The organism is Stenotrophomonas sp. STEN031, assembly GCF_056759975.1.
The window spans coordinates 1-4,422 of the sequence record NZ_JBRREA010000110.1; the positions used below are offsets into that span (position 1 = coordinate 1).

At 64.7% G+C, this 4,422-nt stretch carries 3 protein-coding genes; all 3 read left to right on the forward strand.

What is annotated here, in order from left to right; all coding sequences use genetic code 11:
* Positions 1–125 precede the first annotated feature (125 nt).
* On the forward strand, positions 126–1,265 hold the full coding sequence (moeB, locus tag ACVOLQ_RS22270) for a molybdopterin-synthase adenylyltransferase MoeB (RefSeq protein ID WP_481529339.1): 1,140 nt from the start codon (positions 126–128) through the stop codon (positions 1,263–1,265).
* 79 nt (positions 1,266–1,344) lie between these two features.
* Positions 1,345–3,204, forward strand: a complete 1,860-nt coding sequence (locus tag ACVOLQ_RS22275) for a monovalent cation:proton antiporter-2 (CPA2) family protein (protein ID WP_481529340.1) — start codon at positions 1,345–1,347, stop codon at positions 3,202–3,204.
* A 62-nt stretch (positions 3,205–3,266) separates the two neighbouring features.
* Positions 3,267–4,166 (forward strand): bifunctional methylenetetrahydrofolate dehydrogenase/methenyltetrahydrofolate cyclohydrolase FolD, encoded by a 900-nt coding sequence (gene folD, locus ACVOLQ_RS22280; protein ID WP_481529341.1) that lies wholly within the window; start codon positions 3,267–3,269, stop codon positions 4,164–4,166.
* Positions 4,167–4,422: the final 256 nt, after the last annotated feature.

Below are 4,422 nucleotides of genomic sequence, written 5' to 3' on the forward strand. Positions count from 1 at the left end.
GGTAATGACGAGCTTATAAAAGCCCAAAGCCCAAAGCCCAATGCCCAAAGCCCAAAGCCAAAAGCCCAAAGCCCAAAGCCCAAAGCCGTTCCTCCTTTGGCTCCCGTTTGGCCGATAATCCAGCCATGAGCATTCGCGAACTGACCCCGGAACTGGCACGTGCCCGCCAAGCAGATGGCGCATTGCTGATCGACGTGCGCGAGGCGCACGAGCGGGCAGGGGGCATGGCCGAAGGTGCCATCGGCATTGCAAAGGCGGAGCTGCTTGCCAGCCCTGCGTTGCACCTGCCGGCACCCGAGCGCGAGATCCTGCTGATCTGCCAGAGTGGCAAGCGTTCTGCCGCCGCCGCACAAGCGCTGCAGGACGCCGGCTATACCAATCTGTCTTCGGTAAGTGGTGGCACAGTTGCCTGGCGGACCGCAGGGCTGCCCCTGGTTCAGCCCATGCTGGATGCGGAGGAGCGCGATTTCTATGACCGCTACTCGCGGCATCTGCTGCTGCCGCAGGTCGGCGAAGCGGGCCAGCGCCGCTTGCAGCAATCGCGGGTGTTGTTGCTGGGCGCTGGTGGCCTGGGGGCGCCGGCGGCGTTCTACCTGGCTGCAGCCGGGGTAGGGCGGCTGCGCATCGTCGATGACGACGTGGTCGAGCGTAGCAACCTGCAACGGCAGATCGTCCATACCGACGCGAGCTTGGGGACGGCCAAGGTGGACTCCGCGCGACAGCGCCTGACGGCGCTGAACCCGCACATCGAGGTGGAGGCGATCGCTGAGCGCGTCACCTCGGCCAATGTCGATGCCCTGTTGCAGGGGGTGGACGTGGTGCTGGACGGCTCGGACAACTTCCCGCTGCGCTACCTGCTCAATGACGCCTGCATCAAGCACGCCAAGCCGTTGGTGTATGCGGCCATCGAGCGTTTCGATGGCCAGGTGAGTGTGTTCGATGCGGGCCGCCAACGCGGTGTCGCACCGTGCTACCGCTGTCTGTTCCCAGAGCCACCGCCGCCTGAATTCGCCCCCAACTGTTCCGAGGCCGGAGTGCTGGGTGTACTGCCCGGGCTGGCCGGGGTCATGCAGGCAACCGAGGTGCTGAAGCTGCTGCTGGATATCGGCGAACCGTTGACGGGGCGTTTGCTGCGTTTCGATGCCCTGCAGATGCGGTTCCGCGAGACCCGCGTGCACGCCGATCCTGCCTGCACGTTGTGCGCGCCCGGCGTGCCGTTTCCGGGGTATATCGACTACGCGGCGTTCTGTTCGCATTCGCCATGAGTCGAATGACGCAGATGCAGACCGGTTCTGCACGCTTTTTGCTTTATCGTGCGCCTAGGCGATTACAAGGCGGTGCGGCATGGCAGCGGAGTCCTCACAGGAACTGGTAAAGGTAGTTGCGCTGCTTGGCGCTGCAGTGGTCGCCGTTCCCTTGTTCAGGCGGCTCGGTCTGGGTTCGGTGCTGGGCTACTTCGTCGCCGGATTGGCCATTGGGCCGTTTGGCTTCGGTTGGTTCTCCGATCCGCAGGCCATCCTGCATGTGGCCGAGTTGGGCGTGGTGATGTTCCTGTTCGTGATCGGCCTGGAAATGCGGCCGTCGCATCTTTGGAGCCTGCGCGGCGAGATCTTTGGGCTGGGCACGGCGCAGATCGTGACCTGTGCGCTGGTACTGACCGGCGTCGCAATGCTGTTCGGCTACCGTCCGCAGATCGCTTTCATCGCTGCCGCTGGTTTCGTGCTGACCTCTACCGCGGTGGTGATGCAGCTGTTGGGTGAGCGCGGTGACCTGACCCTGCCATCCGGGCAGAAGATTGTTTCCATCCTGTTGTTTGAAGACCTGTTGATCGTGCCGCTGCTGGCGGTGGTTGCGTGGATGGCACCGGCGCAGATCGGGGCGCACGAAGGTTCGCGTTGGGCGAGCATCGCCATCGGCGCGGGCGCCATTGTTGGCCTGGTGCTGGTCGGGCGCTATCTGCTCAACCCCCTGTTCCGCATCCTGGCTGCCGCCAAGGCTCGTGAAGTGATGACAGCGGCGGCATTGCTGGTGGTATTGGGTTCGGCGCTGTTGATGCAGCTAGGCGGGCTGTCGATGGCGATGGGTGCGTTCCTGGCCGGTGTACTGCTGTCCGAATCCACCTTCCGCCATCAGATCGAGGCGGATATCGAGCCGTTCCGCGGCATCCTGCTCGGCCTGTTCTTCCTCAGCGTCGGCATGGCCTTGGATCTGTCGGTGGTTGCGGCCAACTGGAAGGTGATCGCGCTGCTGGTGCCGGCAATGATGCTGGCCAAGGCGATCTGCATCTACGGTGTGGCGCGGGTGATGGGCAGTGACCACCGGCAGGCGCTGGATCGCGGCGTACTGATGGCGCAGGGCGGCGAGTTCGCCTTCGTGTTGTTTGCCGCCGCTGCCACCACCGGCGTGATCGATGCCAAGGTCAACGCCAACCTCACCGCGGTGGTGGTGCTGTCGATGGCGCTGACGCCGTTGTGCATGCTGGTGTATCGGCTGCTGGTAAAGGAAGGTGAGGTGTCCACCGAGGGCGTGGATGCGGCCGACGGACTCAGTGGTAGCGTCCTGGTGATTGGTTTCGGTCGCTTCGGCCAGGTCTCCAGCCAATCACTGCTGGCGCGCGACGTGGACGTGACCATCATCGACAACGATATCGAGATGATCCGCAGCGCCAGCCGTTTCGGCTTCAAGATCTATTACGGAGATGGCACGCGATTGGACGTGCTGCGCGCCTCCGGTGCCGAAACCGCACGCGCGATTGCGGTCTGCATCGATGATCGTGCTGCCGCGGATCGCATCGTCGAGCTGGTGCGTCACGAGTTCCCGCTGGCCAAGCTGCTGGTGCGCTCGTTCGACCGTGAGCATTCGTTGTCGTTGATACATGCCGGGGTGGATTTCCAGATCCGCGAGACCTTCGAATCGGCGGTGGAATTCGGGCGCGCGGCACTGATGCAAATGGGCGTGGACGAAGACGAAGCGGACGTGGTTGCGCGCGAGATCCGCCGCCGTGACGCCGAGCGCTTCGAGCTGGAAATGGCCGGCGGCGGGCTGCAGGCTGACACCGGGCTGATGTACCGCAATACGCCCGGTGCGCCGACGCCGACACCGTTCACGACCCCGCGGCGTGAAGCGCGCCCGCTCAATCCTGACGCCATTGCCGGCGCCGGGGAGCCGGCCGCTGCCGGTTCAGACGGAGCGCCGGGGTCATGACAAGGTGTGGCGATGGCCGGAATCAGGGACAATAGCCGCCCCCGTGTTCACCGCCATGCCCCATGACTGTCCTCGCCGACGCCTCCACGCAGACCTCCCGCATCCTTGATGGCCGCCGCATCGCCGAGGAACTGCTCGACGATTTGAAGGTGCGCGTCGATGCCCGCCTGGCCGCTGGCGGCGCCCGGCCCGGTCTGGCCGTGGTGCTGGTAGGCGGCGACCCGGCGTCCTCGGTATACGTGCGCAACAAGCGCCGTGCCGCCGAGAAAGTCGGCATCGAGGCCTTTGACTACGACCTGCCGGAAGGTACCAGCGAGGCCCAGTTGCTGGAGCTGATCGACCAGCTCAACGCGGATCCCAAGATCCACGGCATCCTGATCCAGCTGCCACTGCCGGGCATTCCCGATGCCAACCGCCTGATCCAGCGCATCGACCCGCGCAAGGACGTGGACGGCTTCCACCCGCAGAACGTGGGTCACTTGGTTCTCCGCGAATTCGGCCTGCGGCCGTGCACCCCGCGTGGCATCACCACGCTGCTCGGCCATACCGACCAGCCGGTACGCGGCCGCAATGCCACCATCGTCGGTGTCAGCAACCATGTCGGCCGGCCGATGGGCCTGGAACTGTTGATCGCTGGTTGCACGGTGACCAGCTGCCACAAGTTCACCCCCAAGGACGTGCTGGAACAGGCCGTACGCAATGCCGACATCCTGGTCGTCGCGGTTGGTATTCCGCAGCTGATTCCGGGTGAATGGGTGAAGCCGGGTGCCGTGGTGATCGATGTCGGCATCAACCGCCTGGATGATGGCCGCCTGGTCGGCGATGTCGGCTTCGATGCAGCCGCGCAGCGGGCCAGCTGGATCACCCCGGTGCCGGGCGGCGTTGGCCCGATGACGGTGGCCACGCTGATGCAGAATACGATCGAAGCGGCTGAGGCCAGCGCCGAAGGTTTGAAGTTCTAAGGCCCGGTAGTGCCGAGCCATGCTCGGCAGGGGCTTTCCCGGCGCAGCATGAATGTAGTGCCGAGCCATGCTCGGCAAGGGGCTTTCCCGGCACAGCATGAATGTAGTGCCGAGCCATGCTCGGCAAGGGGCTTTTCCGGCGCAGCATCAGCGTAGTGCCGAGCCATGCTCGGCAGAGGCTTTCCTGGTACAGGATCAATGTAGTGCCGAGCCATGCTCGGCAAGGGGCCTTCCCGGTAATGCCCCTGCCGAGCAT